Origin of the sequence: Pseudoxanthomonas jiangsuensis (assembly GCF_010093185.1) — a bacterium.
In the GTDB taxonomy this organism is placed as follows: domain Bacteria; phylum Pseudomonadota; class Gammaproteobacteria; order Xanthomonadales; family Xanthomonadaceae; genus Pseudoxanthomonas; species Pseudoxanthomonas jiangsuensis.
In genome coordinates, this window is record NZ_PDWL01000012.1 from 81,412 (window position 1) to 97,097 (window position 15,686).

The following is a 15,686-nucleotide window of genomic DNA, read 5'->3' on the forward strand; positions in this document are numbered from 1 at the left end:
CACCGGGCATCTCGTCGGGGGAGGATACGGACGCGGTGCCTGGCGTGGGGGCCTTGCGGCCCCGACGCGTCAAGCCGCGTCGGACCGTTTGGCGCCAGCCTCCAGGCCGGCCTTGAGGCTGGCCTCGACGAACTCGTCCAGGTCGCCGTCGAGTACCTTCTGGGTGTCGCTGCGCTCGATCCCGGTGCGCAGGTCCTTGATCCGGCTCTGGTCGAGCACGTAGTTGCGGATCTGGCTGCCCCAGCCGATGTCGGACTTGGTCGCCTCGACCGCGTCGCGCTCGGCATTGCGCTTCTGGATCTCCAGCTCGTAGAGCTTGGCCGCCAGCATCTTCATCGCGTTGTCGCGGTTCTGGTGCTGGCTGCGGCCGGTCTGGCAGGCGACCACTATCCCGGTCGGCACGTGGGTGATGCGCACCGCCGACTCGGTCTTGTTCACGTGCTGGCCGCCGGCACCCGAGGAGCGGTACACGTCGGTCTTCAGGTCGGCCGGATTGATCTCGATGTCGATGTTGTCGTCGACCTCGGGCGAGACGAACACCGAGGTGAAACTGGTGTGGCGGCGGTTGTCCGAATCGAACGGCGACTTGCGCACCAGCCGGTGCACGCCGGTCTCGGTCTTCAGCCAGCCGTAGGCGAAGTCGCCTTCCACCCGCAGGGTAGCCGACTTGATCCCGGCGACGTCGCCGCCGCTGGCCTCCATCAGCTCGGTCTTCCAGCCGCGCGACTCGCACCAGCGCAGGTACATGCGCAAAAGGATCTCGGCCCAGTCCTGGGCCTCGGTGCCGCCGGCGCCGGCCTGGATGTCGACGAAGGCGTTGGAGGCGTCCATCTTGCCGGAGAACATGCGCTGGAATTCCAGCGATTCGATGTGCTTCTCGAAGCGGTCGCCGTCGGCGACCACCGCCAGCGCGGTGTCCTCGTCCTGCTCGCTCTCGGCCAGCTCCAGCAGTTCGGTCGAGCCTTCCAGGCCTTCCAGCACCGAGGCGATGCCGCCGACGGTCTTCTCCAGCAAAGAGCGCTCGCGGCCCAGGCCCTGGGCGCGTTCGGGATCGTCCCAGACGTTGGGCAGCTCCAGTTCGCGGTTTACTTCTTCCAGACGCTCCTTCTTGGCGTCGTAGTCAAAGATACCCCCGGAGCGAGACCACCCGACCGGTGAGGTCGGCGATGCGCTGGCGGACGGGATTGAGCTCGATCATGGCGGGGGCGGAGGCAGGAAAAACGGCCGCAGATTCTAGCAGGATGGCCGGGTGCCGCCCTAGCCGCCGTCCTGCGGGGCCGGGGCGCTGCCGTTGTCTTCCTGCAGCTCCTGCTTGAACGGGATGTCCGGCGGCGGGCGCCCCTGCGCCGGCTGCTCGTTCATGTTGTCGTTGCTGATGCCGCAGCCGCCGCCCAGCTGCAGCAGCGAAACCACGCAGTTGAGCTTGCGGCCGTTGCCGCCCGGGATCGGGATCGCCACCGACTTGATGCCCTTGCGCACCCATTCGGCCAGAAGGGACTCGTTCGGCACCCAGTAGCGGTCGAAGCTGGTGGCCTGGTAGTCGCTGGGCGGCCGCTTGAGCCAGGTGCCGGACTGGTCGAAGCGCTCGCGGGTCCAGCTGTCGTTGTCGCCGCCCGGCGCGCCGCGGTCGGCGACGCCTTCGCCCGGACCTTCGCCGGGCCCCTGTCCCGGCCCCCGGCCCTCGCCCTGGCCGGGTCCCTCGCCCTGGCCCGGCAGGCGCACCCGGCCTTGGCCGTCGAACAGCCCCGGCGCCGAACCGCCCGGCCGGGCCTGGCCTTCGCGGGCCTGGCCCCAGTCGTCGCCGGCCAGCGCACGCTCCCAGCCATCGCCCGGCGCGGGTCGCGCGGCCGCAGCGGCGCTCGCCGCTCCCGGTGCACGCGATTCGCGTGCCGCCGTGCCCGGACTGCCGGCCGGCGCCGCGGCCCGGGCTTGGCCTGCGGATGCAGAGGATGGCGACGCCGCAGCGGGCGCCGGGACCGGCGAGGGAGCAGGCGACGGCATCGCCACCTCGCGCTGGCGCACATTGCCTTCGGGCGCGCGCCGCAACTGCGGATCCACCACCGGCGCGCGCACCGCCGTGGCCTGCCGCAGCTCGGGCAAGGGTTCGTCGACCTCGCGCTGGCGCAGTTGCGGTTCGGCCGGTCGCGGCACCGCCACGTCGATCTCCCGCGCCCGCGGCGAAGGCACCGTTGGCGCCTCCACCACCGCTACCTCGCGCGGCCGGACCTGGAGCTCGGCCGGTCGCCGCGGCTGGACCTCGCGCAGGGTCGGCGGCGGCAGCACGTAGTCGATCGTGGGCTGCTCGACCTCGGTCACCTGGACGGGCTGCTCCGCGGCGGGCGCCTCCACGGGCCGCTCGACCGGCTGCGGCACCTCGCGTTCGGCGACCTGGGCCTCCACGGGCTCCGGCATGGCCGGCAGCGTAGCCGGCAGTTCCGGCATCGTCACGGGGGGGGCCGCCAGCTCCTCGGCCACCGCCTCGGCCGGCGCGGTCGCGGACGAGGCTGGGGCCGACGGTTCGGCCACGGCCGCGGCCTGCGCGGTGGCTTCATCGGCCGTCGCCGCCGCCGACGGGTCGCCGCTCGCGGCCGGCGTGCCCGGATCGCCACGACCGACGAAGCCGATCCCGATCCGCTCGCCACCACCGCCGGCCTCGGGCGGGTCCGGCGGCGGCAGCGACTGCATCCAGGCCATCCACGCCAGCAGGGCCAGGAACAGCAGGTGCAGGATGAACGTGCCCAGGCGCGAGACCCAGCGCATGGGACGCTCCTCGCGCGGCGCCGGCCACCAGCTCTGGCGGAACAGGGCCAGGAATGCCTGCCCCGGCGAAAGCTCCTCGCCCCGCGCCGGCGGCACCGGGCCGCGCTGCGCCAGCAAGGTCTCGATCTCGGCCGCGCGCGCATGCGGCCGCGCCGGCAGCCGCGGCAGCGACTTCATCCACAGGGCCCAGCCGTACGGCAGGCCGGTGGCGCGCTCGACCAGCATGCGCGCGCCGTAACGCGCGTTGAGCGCCGCGACGATCTCGGCGGCCCGCGTCACCGGCAAGCCACCACGAGGCCTGTCTGCGCCGGGCGCATGCGGGAGGCCGGCCTAGGCTGCGTTGCCGCGCGGCATGTAGGGCGCCGCACCGCTATCGTGGTCGGTGGCGTCGCGCACCGCGGTCACGCCGGGCACGCGCGCGATCAGGGTCTTCTCGATGCCCTGCTTGAGGGTGACGTCGGCCATGCCGCAGCCGTGGCAGCCGCCGCCGAAACGCAGCAGGACCACGCCCTCGGCCGACACCTCCTGGACCGTGGCACGGCCGCCGTGCGAGGCCAGCTGCGGGTTGACCTCGTTGTCCATCACCCAGCGCACGCGCTCGACCAAAGAGGCCGAATCGGCCGGGGCCTCGCCCTTGATCTTCGGCGCGCGGATGGTCAGCTGTGCGCCGGTGCCCTGGTAGACGTAGTCGATCTCGGCGCCGTCCAGCCAGGCCACGCTGTCGGCGGCCACGTACAGGGTGAAGCCTTCGCAGTCCACCGCCCACTCGTCGCCGGCCAGTTCGGCCGGCTCGGCGAATTCCAGCCGCGCATCGGCCTGCGGAGTACCCGGATGCACGGCGCTCAGGCGCACGCCCAGGCCGGGGACGGCCTCGCGTTCGATCAGCTTGCGGAAGTGGGCCTGCGCGGTGTCTGAGATGTTGATCATGCGGGTATTCTAGCCCCGACCCGGTGAGCGTCCGCAGCCGATCCGCCACGGCCGCCACGGCCGTTCAGTCGCGGCCCGCTCACGTCTCCCCGAGCCGATGGAGGACCGCCGCCATGACCGACCTGATCCCGCTCGCCCGGGCGCACTGCCTGCCCCGCCGCGGCCACGAGCACCGGCTCGGCCAGGCCCGGGTGGCCGAACTGCTGCCGCAGGTCCCCGGCTGGGAGCTGGCCGAGGAAGGCCGCGCCCTGGTCCGCACCTTCCGCTTCGAGGACTACCACCGCACCCTGGCCTTCGTGAACGCCCTGGCCTGGATCGCCCACCGCGAGGACCACCACCCCGACCTGGGCGTGCACTACGACCGCTGCGTGGTCCGCTTCTCGACCCACGACGTCGGCGGCCTGAGCGAGAACGACTTCATCTGCGCGGCCAAGGCCGCCGCCCTCCTGGAGGAACGCGCATGAACCGCCATTCCGTACCGCCGCTGGCCGCCCTCGCCGCCGTCCTGTCGCTGGCCGCCTGCGGCGGGCAGGCCCCGCCCGCGCCGCCGGCGCAGCCCCCGACCGAGGTCGCCGCACTGGACACCCCGCCGCCGCAATACCCCATCGCGCTGGCCTGCGCCGGAGTCGGCGGCCAGAGCGTGCTCAAGGTCGAGGTCGGCCCGGCCGGCAGCCCGACCCGGATCGACCTGGTCCGCGGCAGCGGCAGCGACGACCTGGACCGGCTGGCGCGCGAGGCCGTGCAGGGCTGGAAGTTCAAGCCAGCCACCCGCGGCGGCCAGCCGGCGGCCCAGACCATCCAGGTGCCGGTGAGCTTCACCGTGCCGCAGGTGCGCCCGGACGAATGCTTCGCCCTGGACGCCGGCCGCGCGCCGACGCAGTGACCTCCCTGTCCATCCCGCAGGATCCGCCCCTCCAAGGAAGGCCATCGCCGCATGCTTGACGCTTCGACCTCCTACGTCCTCGTCGCCCTGGCGGTGACCCTGGCCGCCGGCCTGGCCACCGGCCTGGGCAGCCTGCTGGTGATCTTCGCCAAGGGTCCCAACCCGCGCCTGCTCGCCTTCGGCCTGGCCTTCGCCGGCGGCGCGATGGTGTACGTGTCGCTGTCGGAGATCCTCAACAAGTCGATCGCCTCGTTCACCGTGGCCTACGGGGCGAAGATGGGCTTCACCTGCGCCACCCTCGCCTTCCTGGGCGGGATGGTGGCGATCATGCTGATCGACCGGCTTGTCCCCAACCCGCACGACAGCCTGACCACCGACGATCCGGACCTGCGCGAGCACAACCGCGACTACATCCGCCGGGTCGGGCTGATGACCGCGGTGGCGATCACCGCGCACAACTTCCCCGAGGGCCTGGCCACGTTCTTCGCCACCCTGGAAAGCCCGGCGGTGGGACTGCCGCTGGCGTTCGCCATCGCCATCCACAACATCCCCGAGGGCATCGCCATCGCGGTGCCGGTCTACTACGCCACCGGCAGCAAGACCTACGCCTTCATCGCCAGCCTGCTGTCGGGCCTGGCCGAGCCGGTGGGCGCGGCGATCGGCTACGGGCTGCTGTCGAGCGTGCTGTCGGAGGCGGTGTTCGGGGCGGTGTTCGGGGTGATCGCCGGGGTGATGGTGTTCCTGGCCATCGACGAACTGCTACCGGCGGCCAAGCGTTACGCCAAGGGCCACGAGACGGTCTACGGCCTGGTCAGCGGCATGGGCGTGCTGGCGGTGAGCCTGGTGCTGTTCAAGTGGTGAGGCCGCCGGCCGAGACGGTCAGTCCAGCCGGTCCAGCACCTCGCGCAGTTCCGGGGCCAGCGGGGCGTTGAGGGTGTAGGCCGTGCGCCCGTCGTCGAGGGTGAACTCCAGCGACGCAGCGTGCAGGAACAGCCGCCGCAGGCCCGCCTTGTCGCGCAGCCGCCGGTTGGCTTCCGGATCGCCGTACTTGTCGTCCCCAGCCACCGCATGGCCGATGTGCTGCGCATGCACCCGGATCTGGTGGGTGCGGCCGGTCTCGATCCGCACCTCGCAATAGGACTGCCCGCCGCGCCGCTCCAGCAGCCGGAAATGGCTCAGCGACGGCTTGCCGTCATGGTTGACCTGCACGTGCCGCTCCCCGCCCTGGCGCAGGCCCACGTGCAGGGGCGCATCCACGCTCATCGTCCCGTCCGGCATCCGCCCGGTCAGCAGGGTCAGGTAGCGCTTGCGGATGCCGCCGCCCGCCCCGCCTTCGCGCATGAGCGCCTGCAGCTCGGCCAGGGCCGAGCGCTTCTTGGCCACCACCAGCACCCCCGAGGTGTCCCGGTCCAGGCGATGGGCCAGCTCCAGGGTCTGGCCCGGACGCAAGGCCCGCAGGGTCTCGATCGCGCCGAAGGAGATGCCGCTGCCGCCATGGCTGGCCACCCCGGAAGGCTTGTCCAGCACCAGCAGGCGTGCGTCCTCGAACACGATCGCCGCCTCGATCCGCTGCAGCAGCCCCGGCGCCGGGGTGCCGCGCTCGGCCTCCCCTTCCAGCCGTACGGGCGGGATCCGGACCTCGTCGCCGCCCGCCAGCTTGCGCTCGGCCTTGGCCCGGCCGCCGTTCACGCGGACCTGGCCGCTGCGCACCAGCTTGTAGACCAGGCTGCGCGGGGCGCCCTTGAGCTGGCCGAGCAGGAAGTTGTCCAGGCGCTGGCCATCGCGGTCGTCCGGCACCTTCACGGTGCGGGCGCCGGCCCGGCTGGGGGCGGTATCGGTCATCGGCGACTATCTGTTAGACTCGGGGGGTCATGTAAGGGTTTGATTCCGCTGGAAGAAGCTGCAGGGCCGAAAGCCCGGGCTTCCCGCGATCCCGGTACAGCACGCGACCACCGCCCCCGGGGCGGCCATGTTAGCGGCTTGCCGGCAGGCCCGGCCATGGCCCGGTGGGTCAGAGCACCGGTAGCTGAACATGTCCCGCGTGGCGTCCGCGCCGCCGGCCCGCTGTACCCATAGGCAATACAACAAGCGCTCCCGCGGCCCGCCGTGGTGTTGCAGCGCTGGAAACCAGGATCCGCCCGGACGCGCCATGCGCGAGGGGCGGCGAAGCCCGCCTGCCGCCTCCGGCCCCCGCCGCGAAGCAAGGCGGGATTCCAGTCGGCCAACGCCCGGCGTTCCGCGCGGTAGAGCGCAAGGAACGCACCATGAAGCGAATGCTGATCAACGCCACGCAGGCCGAAGAGCTGCGCGTGGCCATCGTCGACGGCCAGAACCTGTACGACATCGACATCGAACAGCCGTCCAAGGAACAGAAGAAGTCCAACATCTACAAGGGCCGCATCACCCGGCTCGAACCCTCGCTGGAGGCCGCCTTCGTCGAGTACGGCGCCGAGCGCCACGGCTTCCTGCCGCTGAAGGAAATCTCCCGCGACTACTTCCAGGCCGGGGTCGACCCGAACAAGGCCGGCATCCGCGAGCTGCTGCGCGAGGGCCAGGAAGTGGTGGTCCAGATCGACAAGGACGAGCGCGGCAACAAGGGCGCGGCCCTGACCACGTTCATCTCCCTGGCCGGCCGCTACATGGTGCTGATGCCCAATTCGCCGACCGCCGGCGGGGTCTCGCGCCGAATCGAGGGCGAGGACCGGGCCGAGCTCAAGCGCGCCATGGACGCGCTGAACATCCCCGACGACATGGGCGTGATCATCCGCACCGCCGGCGTCGGCCGCGACGCCGAAGAGCTGCAGTGGGACCTGGACTACCTGCTGGCCGCCTGGCGCGCGATCGCCGAGGCCGCGCTGAGCAAGCCGGCCCCGTTCCTGATCTACCAGGAAAGCCGGCTGATCATCCGCGCCCTGCGCGACTACCTGCGCGCCGACATCGGCGAGATCCTGGTCGACACCGAGGAGATGTACAACGACGCGCGCGAGTTCATGTCGCAGGTGATGCCGCAGAGCCTGCGCAAGCTCAAGCACTACACCGACGACATCCCGCTGTTCAACCGCTTCCAGATCGAGTCGCAGATCGAGAACGCCTACGAGCGCACCATCCGCCTGCCCTCCGGCGGCGCCCTGGTGATCGACCAGACCGAGGCCCTGACCGCGATCGACGTCAACTCCGCACGCGCCACCAAGGGCGGTGACATCGAGGAGACCGCGTTCCACACCAACCTGGAGGCGGCCGAGGAAGTGGCCCGCCAGCTGCGCCTGCGCGACCTCGGCGGCCTGGTGGTGATCGACTTCATCGACATGTCCTCGACCAAGCACCAGCGCGCGGTCGAGGACCGCCTGCAGGGCGCGCTCAAGTACGACCGCGCCCGGGTCCAGCTGGGCCGGATCTCGCGCTTCGGCCTGATGGAGATGAGCCGCCAGCGCCTGCGCGCCAGCCTGGGCGAATCCAGCCAGATCGTCTGCCCGCGCTGCGAGGGCCACGGCCGCATGCGCAGCGTGGAATCGCTGTCGCTGTCGATCATCCGCGTCGCCGAGGAGCACGCGATGAAGGAGAACACCGGGCAGGTGCTGGTCCAGGCCCCGGTGGAGATCGCCAACTTCCTGCTCAACGAGAAGCGCAGCGCGCTGCGCGAGATCGAGACCCGCCACGACGCGCCGATAATTATTGTGGCCGACGAGCAGTTGCATACCCCGCACTACGAAGTCACCCGCCTGCGCGAGAACGAGCTGGGCGAGGAAAGCGGCAAGCCCAGCTACCAGCGCGGCACCCCGCGCAAGCTGCCGGTGCACGCACTGACCAAGGCCCAGCTCAACATCCCGCCGCCGCCGGCGGTGACCCGCGTGGCCCCGCCGCGCCCGGCCCCGGTGCGCGAGGAACGCGAGGAAGCGCCGGCTGCGGTCGCCGCGCCCGCCCCGGCGCCGCGCGCGACGGTCGCGGCTCCGGCCTCCGGCGGCGTGGTCGGCTTCCTCAAGCGGCTGTTCGGCGCGGCCGAGGCCACGCCGGCCGCCGCGCCCGAGCGCAGCGAGAACAACAACCGCGGCAACCGCCAGGAGCGTCGCCGCGACGGTCGTGACGGCCGCAGCGAGGGCCAGGCCGGCCAGGGCGGCCGCGGCCAGCAGCAGAAGCAGCGTGGCCAGGGCAAGGGCGGCGAGCAGAAGCCGCAGCAGCCCAGGCAGGAACGCCAGGAGCGCCAGCAGCCGCAGAAGGGCGAGAAGAGCGAGAAGGGCATCCAGCAGCAGGGCCAGCCCCAGGCCGGCAAGGCCTCGCAGCCCACGCAGAAACAGCAGAACCCGAACCGCCAGCCAAGGCCGGCCCAGCAGGTCGAGGCCGGCGCCGAAGCCGCGCAGAACCGCCAGCCGTCCCAGCGGCCGCGTGGCGAGGAACCGGTGAAGGCCCCGGCCGCCGCCGAAACCGCGGCCACGAGCCCGATTGCCGCCACCGCTGCGGTCGCTACCGCCGCCACGCCGGTGCTCGCCGATGCCGTCCCCGCACCCGCCGACACCGCGGTCGATCCGGCCCTGGTCGCGGCTGCCGCCGTGACCGACGGTGAAGCCGCAGCCGGCGACGAAGCCGCCACCGAAGGCGGTAGCCGCCGCCGTCGTGGCCGTCGCGGCGGCCGCCGCCGCCGCCGCGGGGGCGAGGGTGCCGGCGTGCTGGGCGAGAACGGCCAGGACGAGGCCGGCGACGCGCTGGACGCACTCGACGCCGCGGACGACGACTCCGACGGCACCGAGGCGACCGACGCCGGCCAGCCGGCGGCCACGATCAGCACCGCCGGCCAGCCGGAGTTCGATTTCGACGACATCGCGCCGGCGCCGACTCCTGCGCCTGCCGCGGTCGCGGCCGCCACGGACTCAGCACCGGTCGAGGTCGCAGCAGCGAATCCGCCGACCGCCACCGAAGCGGTGACCGATGCCGCCAGCACGGAACCCGTGCTGCCGGAAACCCAGGCGGTCCAGGCCGCGGAAGTCCCGGCCCCGGCCGGGACGGTGGTCGAAGCCGAGACGCAGCCGGTCGAACCGACCCCGGCACCTGCCGCCGCCGCGGTCGCAGCCGCCGAACCGGTCGACCCGGCGCCGCTGGCCTCCCCGGCCGACGCCGCCGCGCTGGCCACGGCCAGCGAGGACAGCCCCTCCGTGCCGCCGGCAGCGGAGGCGTCCGAGCCTGCCACGCCAGCCGGGGAGTCCCCGGCCAGCGCCGCTCCGGCCCCGGTGTTCACCACCGCCGGCCTGTTCGATGCCTTGCCGCCCGCCGGCCCGATCGGCGCGACGACCGCATCGGCCGAAGCCGAGGTCCCGGTCGCAGCCGACAATGCCGTTGCCGCGGCACCGGAGCAGGCACCGGCCAGCAAGGACGAAACCGAAGAAGGCGACGACGTCCCGCGTCCGGCCGCCTGACGCACCGCCGGCTCCCGCGCGTCATGCGCGGGAGCCCGGCCCGGCCTTGCGCCACCCTGCCCCTGCGGCTACAGCGAACTTCCCGGATCCATCAGCCCGTAGCGGGTCGCCAGCCGCGCCAGGGCGATGCTGTCCTGCACCCCGATCTTCTCGAACAGCCGCGACTTGTGGGTGTTGACGGTCTTGGCGCTCAGGCTCAGGCGCTTGGCGATCGCGTCCTGGCGCAGGCCCTGCACCAGCAGCATCGCCACCTCCAGCTCGCGCGGCGAAAGCAGGTCGAACGGCGACTGCTCGCCATCCACGCTGGCCAGGGCCATGTTCTGGGCGATGCTGCTGCCGAGATAGCGCTTGCCGTGGGCGACGTCGCGCACCGCGCGCAACAGCTCGCGCGCATCGCCGCCCTTGCCGACGTAGCCGCCGGCGCCCACGTCGAGCAGGCGCTTGGGCAAGGGCCCGTCCTCGAGCACCGACACGATCACCACCCGCCCCGGCAGCCCGCTGCGGACGATGCGTTCGGTCACCTCCAGCCCGCTGATGCCGGGCAGGTGCAGGTCGCACAGGATCACGTCGGGCTGCAGCCTGCGGATCTGCGGCAAGGCATCCTCGCCGCTCTCGGCTTCGCCGACGATCTCGATGTCGGTCTCCGCCGACAGGATCATGCGCAGGCCGGTCCTGACCAGCGCATGGTCGTCCACCAGAAAAACGCGGATGGTCATGCCGCTCCCTCGGTATGGCCTTCACGCCCAGCCTATCGCCGCCCCTGCCGCCGGGCAAGCGAGGAATCGGGGATACTCCGGCCTCGTTTCCGGGGAAACTCCATGACACCGATTTCCATACTCCGCCCGCGCCTGGCGCCGGCCCTGCTGCTGGGCGCGGCGCTGTTCGCCATCTCCACCCAGGCACCCGCGCGCGCCGATGCACCGCCCGCCGATGTTGCCGCCGCCTGGCAGTCCCAGGTCGAGCGCGTGAGCGCAGGCACCGACACCGCCGCGCGCGCGGCGGCGATCACCGCACGCCTGGACCAGCTGGGGCTGCCTTGGCAGGAAGAAGCCTTCGAACACGATGGCAAGCACGGCCGCAACCTGCTGGTCGACCTCGGCGGCCCGCAGGACGCGCCTTTGCTGCTGATCGGCGCGCACTACGACCGGGTCGAGGTCGGCCACGGTGCCACCGACAACGCCTCCGGGGTGGCCGCGGTGCTGGAACTGGCGCAGGCCCTGAAGGCGCGGCCGCTGCCCGGCCACCGGGTGAGGCTGGCGTTCTGGGACCTTGAGGAACACGGCCTGCTCGGCTCGCGCGCCTGGGTCGCCGCACCCGGGCAGGAGAAGCCGGCTTTGTACGTGAACTTCGACGTGTTCGGCTGGGGCGACACCCTGTGGATGATGGCGCCCGACGGCCAGGCCGCGCTGGTGGACGCAGTGCGCGCGGCCAGCGCACTCGAGCGCATCGGCTTCAGTCCCGGCGAGAAGTATCCGCCGACCGACCACCTGGCCTTCCTGCGCGCTGGCTGGCCGGCGGTGTCGTTCTCGCTGGTCGGCGGCGAGGAGATCGACGGCATCCTGCAGGTGTTCGCCGGGCAGAAGCCCGAGCCGGCGCCGAAGGTGATGCGGGTCATCCACAGCCCCGGCGACGACGCCAGCCAGCTCGATCCGGGCAACATCGCCGCCGCGCTGCGCGTCCTGGAGGCCGGGCTGCGCGCCTGGGACGCCGCGCCCGCGAATCGATGAGCCCGCGCACACGCTAACCTTGCGCATCGGACAAGGGGCTGCGCCATGTGGAAACCGATCCTCGCCATCGCCGTCGGCTCGACCGCCGGCGGCCTGCTGCGCTGGGGCCTGGGCCTGCGCTTCAACGCCCTGCTGGCGAACCTGCCGCTGGGCACCCTGTGCTCGAACCTGATCGCCGGCTACGTGATCGGGGTCGCCATCGCCTGGTTCGCGCAGGTCCCGGGCCTGGCCCCGGAGTGGCGGCTGCTGATCATCACCGGCTTCTGCGGCGGGCTGTCTACCTTCTCCACCTTCTCGGCCGAGGTGGTCGCCCTGCTCCAGCGCAACCAGCCCGGCTGGGCGGCGACGGTGATCGCGGTGCACGTGGCCGGCTCGGTGCTGGCGACGCTGGCGGGGATCGCGACCTGTCACTGGTTGCGTGGGTGAGGTGGCGGAGAGAGTGGGATTCGAACCCACGGTAGTGTCGCCACTACGCCGGTTTTCAAGACCGGTGCCTTAAACCGCTCGGCCATCTCTCCGTTGTACTTGCCTCCGATGCTTGCGCATCGGTGCCGGTCCTGCGCCTGCGCCGGCGCGGGATTGTCGCACGCCGTATCGCGCGCTTCAGCCGGCCTCGGCCGCTTCGGCCACCGCCGCGCCCTTCTTGCCGCCGCAGTTGCCGCAGTCCAGGCGCGAGGATTCGATCTGCGCGGGCAGGTGCTCGGCGAGGAAGTCGATGAACACCCGCACCGCCGGCAGCAGGCCGCGGCGCGAGGCGAACACCGCATGGCAGATGCCCTGAGGCAGCGACCATTCCGGCAGCACCACCTCCAGCTCTCCCTTGCGCACGGCCTCGGCGCACACGGTCTCCGGCAGCATGGTGATGCCGAAGCCGTCCTTGACCATCGACTGCAGTAACGGGAAGTCGAAACCGGCCACACGCGGCTGCAGGTCAACCCGGCGGACCTCGCCGCCGGGGCCGTGCAGCTCCCAGCGCTGGTGGGCCTCGTCCTCGTGGATGCTCAGGGTCAGGTGCGAAGCCAGGTCGGACGGATCCCGCGGCCGGCCGGCGCGGTCCAGGTACCTCGGGCTGGCCACCAGCAGCTCCTGGATCTGGCCGAAGCTGCGCATCACCAGACTGCCGTCGTCGTCCAGCCGCGCGCGCACGCGCAGGGCCACGTCGAAGCCTTCGTTGATCAGGTCGACCCGGCGGTTGCCGACGTGCAGCTGCAGCCGCACCTTCGGGTACTGCTCGAGGAACTTCGGCAGCAGCCGCGGCAACTGCTGCTGGGCCAGAGCCACCGGCACGCTGACCCGGACCACGCCGCGCGGCTCGGCGCTGAGCCGGTCCACCACCTCGCGCGCGGCCTGGGCCTCGGTGAGCATGGTCTGGGCGTGGCGGTAGACGCTCATGCCCACGTCGGTGACCGCGAAGCGTCGGGTCGAGCGCTGCAGCAGGCGCACGCCCAGGTCGGTCTCCAGCTGGCTGATGCGGCGGCTCAGGCGCGACTTCGGGATCCCCAGGGCGCGCTCGGCGGCGGCAAAGCCGCCGTGTTCGACCACCATGGCGAAGTAATAGAGGTCGTTCAGGTCCTGCATGGCGATATTTCCACTAGCGGAACGGATGGTGGCATAGAACCACCTTTATTCCACATTTGCAACAACAGATAGTGTTCCCGCCGCGGCAATGCCGCCCATGCAACGAGGAACACCCCATGAAACTGCTGCACATTGACTCCAGCGCGCTGGGCCAGAATTCGGTGACCCGCGAACTGACCGCCGCCATCGTCGCACAGTGGTCGGCCGCCCGCCCCGACCTGCAGGTCGAATACCGCGACCTGGACCGCGACCCCTTGCCGCACCTGGACGGTGCCGGCCTGGCCAAGGCCGACCCGGCCCGGGCAGAACAGGACGAGGCCGTGCTGAACCAGTTCCTGGAGGCCGACGTCGTGGTGGTCGGCGCGCCGATGTACAACTTCTCCATCCCCTCCACGCTCAAGGCCTGGATCGACCGGATCGCGGTGGCCGGGCGCACCTTCCGCTACACCGAGACCGGCCCGCAGGGCCTGGCCGGCGGCAAGAAGGTGATCGTGGCCAGCGGCCGCGGCGGTCTCTACACCGGTTCGCCGGCCGACTTCCAGGAGCCCTACCTGCGCCAAGTGTTTGCGTTCCTGGGCATCGAGGAAGTGGAGTTCGTGCGCGCCGAAGGCGTGGCATTCTCGCCGCAGCACCGGGCCGATGCGATCGCGGCGGCCAAGGCCTCGATCCCGGAACCGGCGGCATCGCTGCGCCAGGCGGCATAGGCGCAGCACACTGCCGGGCGGCGGTGCGCGCCGGCGCTTATAGGGACAGCGCGCGGGCGAGGATGGCGGCGAAATCCAGGTCGGCCGGCAGGGTGCCCATCGCCATGCCGTGCTCGCCGCCCAGGCGGCTGCGCAGGAAGGCCTCCGTCAGCGGACTGCCCGCCGCCTGCAGGATCGAACCCTGCAGCAGCAGCGCCACCCGCTCCACCAGCTGCCGCGCCTGCGGCTCCAGCGTCTCGACCGCCGCCAGCTGCCTCTGCAGCCGCTCCGCTTCCTGGGCAAGCAGGGGATGCCGCTGCGCCGCCTGCTCCAGCACCGTGCGCAGGGCCTGCGCCGCGGCCGGCTCGCGCACCAGCGCGCGCAGCACGTCCAGGCACTGGATGTTGCCGCTGCCCTCCCAGATCGAGTTCAGCGGCGCCTGCCGGTACAACCGCGGCAGCACCGACTCCTCGACGTAGCCGGCACCGCCCAGGCACTCCTGCGCCTCGTTGACCAGCGCCGGCGCGCGCCGGCACAGCCAGTACTTGCCGATCGCGGTGGCGATCCGGGCGAAGGCCGCCGCCTGCGGATCGTCCGCGGCCGCGTCCACCGCCGCGGCCACGTGCAGCGCCAGCGCGGTGGCGGCCTCCGACTCGACCGCCAGGTCGGCCAGCACGTTGGCCATCAGCGGCTGCTCCACCAGCCGGCGGCCGAAGGCGACGCGATGGCGCGCATGGTGCAGGGCCTGGGCGAAGGCCATGCGCGCTTCCGCCGCCGCCCCGAGCATGCAGTCCAGGCGGGTCAGCATCACCATCTCCAGGATGGTCGCCACCCCGCGCCCCTCCCCACCCACTGGCCAGGCCTGCGCGCCGCAGAACTCGACCTCGCTGGAGGCGTTGGACCAGTCGCCCAGCTTGTCCTTCAGCCGCATTAAGCGGAACGCGTTCTTCGTTCCGTCGTTCAGCCGCCGTGGCATCAGGAAACAGGTGAGTCCACCCGGCGCCTGGGCCAGCACCAGGAAGCCGTCGGACATCGGCGCCGAGAAGAACCACTTGTGCCCGACCAACGCATATCCCTCGCCGCCGGGCATCGGCGTGGCCGTGGTCGCGTTGCTGCGCACGTCCGAGCCGCCCTGCTTCTCGGTCATGCCCATGCCCACGGTGATCCCGGCCTTGCCGGCGATGGCCACGTCGCGCGGGTCGTAGTGCGGGGCGGCGGCCTTGTCGGCCCATTCGCGCAGGGCCGGCTCGCGCCGCAGCACCGGCACCGCGGCGTGGGTCATGGTCAGCGGGCAGCTGGTGCCGGCCTCGGCCTGGTCGTGCAGGTAGCTGAGCGCGGCGCGGGCCACGTGCGCGCCGGGTTCCGGCGCGTGCCAGGACAGGCCGGCCACGCCGTGCGCCTTGGCCGCCTCCAGCAGCCGGTGGTAGGCCGGATGGAACTCGACCGTGTCGATCCTCCGGCCATGGCGATCGTGCGTGCGCAGGCGCGGCCGGTCGCGGTTGGCGTCGAAGCCCAGCCGGTACAGTTCGTCTCCGGCCAGGCGCGCATAGGCCTGCAACTGCGCTTCGTGGCCGCCTGCGCCGCCACGGGCGACCGCCTCGCGCAGGGCCGCGTCGTCGGCCCACAGGTCGCGCGGCTCGAACGGCGGCGGCACGTTGCCGACCGCATGGGTCTCGAACGGCGGAAGCGGCGGCGGCACGGACTGCATCGGCGTTCCTCCCGG

14 protein-coding genes and 1 tRNA gene are annotated in these 15,686 nt (G+C 72.1%); 7 read left to right on the top strand and 8 right to left on the bottom strand.

Features of this window, described 5'->3' with window-relative positions; genetic code table 11:
* Positions 1-69: 69 nt before the first annotated feature.
* The 3 genes from prfB to CSC62_RS09295 all read right to left on the bottom strand — a co-directional run bounded on the left by prfB (position 70) and on the right by CSC62_RS09295 (position 3,687).
* Positions 70-1,198, bottom strand: a protein-coding gene (gene prfB / locus CSC62_RS09285) for a peptide chain release factor 2 (protein WP_162405907.1) whose coding sequence is annotated in 2 segments (ribosomal slippage) — positions 70-1,122 and positions 1,124-1,198 — 1,128 coding nt in all. Because the reading frame shifts where the segments join, the coding sequence is not laid out codon by codon here.
* A gap of 59 nt (positions 1,199-1,257) precedes the next feature.
* Positions 1,258-3,039 (bottom strand): hypothetical protein, encoded by a 1,782-nt coding sequence (locus tag CSC62_RS09290; protein ID WP_246194318.1) that lies wholly within the window; start codon positions 3,037-3,039, stop codon positions 1,258-1,260.
* 51 nt (positions 3,040-3,090) lie between these two features.
* Positions 3,091-3,687, bottom strand: coding sequence for an NfuA family Fe-S biogenesis protein (locus CSC62_RS09295; protein WP_162405909.1), 597 nt, complete (start codon positions 3,685-3,687; stop codon positions 3,091-3,093).
* Between the two features lie 113 nt (positions 3,688-3,800).
* Between CSC62_RS09295 and CSC62_RS09300 the strand changes: the two genes are divergently transcribed.
* Genes CSC62_RS09300 through zupT form a run of 3 tightly spaced genes read left to right on the top strand, consistent with a single transcriptional unit; the run spans position 3,801 to position 5,431 of the window.
* Complete coding sequence (locus CSC62_RS09300; RefSeq protein WP_162405910.1) at positions 3,801-4,151, top strand: 4a-hydroxytetrahydrobiopterin dehydratase; 351 nt, start codon at positions 3,801-3,803, stop codon at positions 4,149-4,151.
* Positions 4,148-4,570: an energy transducer TonB gene (locus CSC62_RS09305; RefSeq protein ID WP_162405911.1), complete on the top strand. Its 423-nt coding sequence runs from the start codon at positions 4,148-4,150 to the stop codon at positions 4,568-4,570. Before CSC62_RS09300 ends, CSC62_RS09305 begins: the two co-directional genes overlap by 4 nt.
* A gap of 51 nt (positions 4,571-4,621) precedes the next feature.
* Complete coding sequence (gene zupT / locus CSC62_RS09310; protein ID WP_162405912.1) at positions 4,622-5,431, top strand: zinc transporter ZupT; 810 nt, start codon at positions 4,622-4,624, stop codon at positions 5,429-5,431.
* Positions 5,432-5,449: 18 nt separating this feature from the next.
* Here zupT and CSC62_RS09315 read toward each other — a convergent pair whose 3' ends face one another.
* Positions 5,450-6,412, bottom strand: a complete 963-nt coding sequence (locus tag CSC62_RS09315; protein WP_162405913.1) for an RluA family pseudouridine synthase — start codon at positions 6,410-6,412, stop codon at positions 5,450-5,452.
* Positions 6,413-6,834: 422 nt separating this feature from the next.
* Here CSC62_RS09315 and CSC62_RS09320 point away from each other — a divergent pair, with 422 nt between their 5' ends.
* Complete coding sequence (locus tag CSC62_RS09320; protein ID WP_162405914.1) at positions 6,835-9,975, top strand: Rne/Rng family ribonuclease; 3,141 nt, start codon at positions 6,835-6,837, stop codon at positions 9,973-9,975.
* A gap of 68 nt (positions 9,976-10,043) precedes the next feature.
* Here CSC62_RS09320 and CSC62_RS09325 read toward each other — a convergent pair whose 3' ends face one another.
* On the bottom strand, positions 10,044-10,691 hold the full coding sequence (locus CSC62_RS09325; RefSeq protein ID WP_162405915.1) for a response regulator: 648 nt from the start codon (positions 10,689-10,691) through the stop codon (positions 10,044-10,046).
* A gap of 102 nt (positions 10,692-10,793) precedes the next feature.
* Here CSC62_RS09325 and CSC62_RS09330 point away from each other — a divergent pair, with 102 nt between their 5' ends.
* Together CSC62_RS09330 and crcB are read left to right on the top strand one after the other, a co-directional pair.
* Positions 10,794-11,702, top strand: a complete 909-nt coding sequence (locus CSC62_RS09330) for a M28 family metallopeptidase (protein ID WP_162405916.1) — start codon at positions 10,794-10,796, stop codon at positions 11,700-11,702.
* A gap of 45 nt (positions 11,703-11,747) precedes the next feature.
* Positions 11,748-12,128, top strand: coding sequence for a fluoride efflux transporter CrcB (gene crcB / locus CSC62_RS09335; protein WP_162405917.1), 381 nt, complete (start codon positions 11,748-11,750; stop codon positions 12,126-12,128).
* A gap of 2 nt (positions 12,129-12,130) precedes the next feature.
* Here the strand turns inward: crcB and CSC62_RS09340 are convergent.
* Positions 12,131-12,220: transfer RNA gene (locus CSC62_RS09340), tRNA-Ser, on the bottom strand.
* Between the two features lie 85 nt (positions 12,221-12,305).
* On the bottom strand, positions 12,306-13,280 hold the full coding sequence (locus tag CSC62_RS09345) for a LysR family transcriptional regulator (RefSeq protein ID WP_162405918.1): 975 nt from the start codon (positions 13,278-13,280) through the stop codon (positions 12,306-12,308).
* 116 nt (positions 13,281-13,396) lie between these two features.
* Between CSC62_RS09345 and CSC62_RS09350 the strand changes: the two genes are divergently transcribed.
* On the top strand, positions 13,397-13,984 hold the full coding sequence (locus tag CSC62_RS09350; RefSeq protein ID WP_162405919.1) for an FMN-dependent NADH-azoreductase: 588 nt from the start codon (positions 13,397-13,399) through the stop codon (positions 13,982-13,984).
* A 37-nt stretch (positions 13,985-14,021) separates the two neighbouring features.
* Here CSC62_RS09350 and CSC62_RS09355 read toward each other — a convergent pair whose 3' ends face one another.
* On the bottom strand, positions 14,022-15,671 hold the full coding sequence (locus tag CSC62_RS09355) for an acyl-CoA dehydrogenase family protein (RefSeq protein ID WP_162405920.1): 1,650 nt from the start codon (positions 15,669-15,671) through the stop codon (positions 14,022-14,024).
* Positions 15,672-15,686: the final 15 nt, after the last annotated feature.